Annotated in this window: 1 protein-coding gene; it reads left to right on the top strand. The window is 35.6% G+C overall.

The genetic code is table 11. The annotated features are described in order from the left end of the window. A partial coding sequence (locus DU428_RS13320) for a COG1361 family protein (protein ID WP_449406739.1) occupies positions 1–1,309 on the top strand: 1,309 nt, incomplete at both ends.

Below are 1,309 nucleotides of genomic sequence, written 5' to 3'. Positions count from 1 at the left end.
GTATTCACTGCAGATCCATATACTGTAACACAAGACGATGTTAATGCTGGAAACATTACTAACAATGTAACAGCAGATGGTAATAAACCAGATGGATCAGCGGTTCTTCAAGCTTCAGATACCTATGTGATAGATGCTACAAACCCAGATGTTACATTATGTAACGATGGCGGAATCACTATCGTTAAAGCAGCTACCTCCAATGCTAGTGGTTGTGTATCCGAAGGTGATCAAATAGTGTATACTTTCACAGTAAACAATACTGGTGAAGTATCTATCAGTGATATCGTGATTATGGATGATTTACTTGGAGGAAACATTACTGCTTCTCTTACGCTTGCTGGAGATACGAATGCTAATAACATCCTAGATCCTACAGAAACTTGGGTATTCACTGCAGATCCATATACCGTAACACAAGACGATGTTAATGCTGGAAACATTACTAACAATGTAACAGCAGATGGTAATAAACCAGATGGATCAGCGGTTTTACAAGCTTCAGATACCTATGTGATAGATGCGAAGAACCCAGATGTTACATTATGTAACGATGGTGGAATAAATCTTGTTAAAACAGGAGTATTCAACAATGAAAATGCAAATAATTGTACTGAGATTGATGAAACTATAACCTATACTTTCGAAGTAACTAATACAGGAAATGTTTCTATAGAAAATATAATTATTACAGATTCATTATTAGATAACGCAACACCTTCAGCAGCGATAATCTTAATAAACGGGGACGTAAATCAAAACAACCAATTAGATCCAACCGAAACATGGATTTATAATGCAACATATTTAATTACGCAAGCAGATATTGATGCTACGGAAGTGTTTAATACTGCTACAGTAACAGGTAATATTGTTGTGGACGGATCGAATGTTACGTCAACATCTGAAACAACTACAGAGTTAATTAAAGATATTACACCTCCTGACACTTCAAATTGTGAAGTTTTAGATGAAACTATAGAATGTAATGGACCTGACAATGAAACTATTGCAACAGATTGGAACAATGCGAATATAACCGAATTAGAGAATTGTGCAACGGATGAATGTGATAACAACTTTACTGTTACTTCTGATTTTGACTTTGCAAATTTAATATCAACTTGTGGTCAAGGTGGAACAATTACAGTAACATACACTTTAACAGATGCTACGGGTAACTCTAGCACATTTACAGCAACATTAACTCTAGAAGACACTACTCCGCCAGACTTAACAATCTGTACAGAAATAGTAGATGAAACTATGGAATGTAATGGTGAAGATAACGAAGCTATCGCTACGGATT

The organism is Oceanihabitans sediminis, assembly GCF_003337215.1.
Taxonomy (GTDB): Bacteria; Bacteroidota; Bacteroidia; order Flavobacteriales; family Flavobacteriaceae; genus Oceanihabitans; species Oceanihabitans sediminis.
Note: the sequence above shows the minus strand (reverse complement) of the source record. Positions and strands in the feature narration are given on the sequence as shown.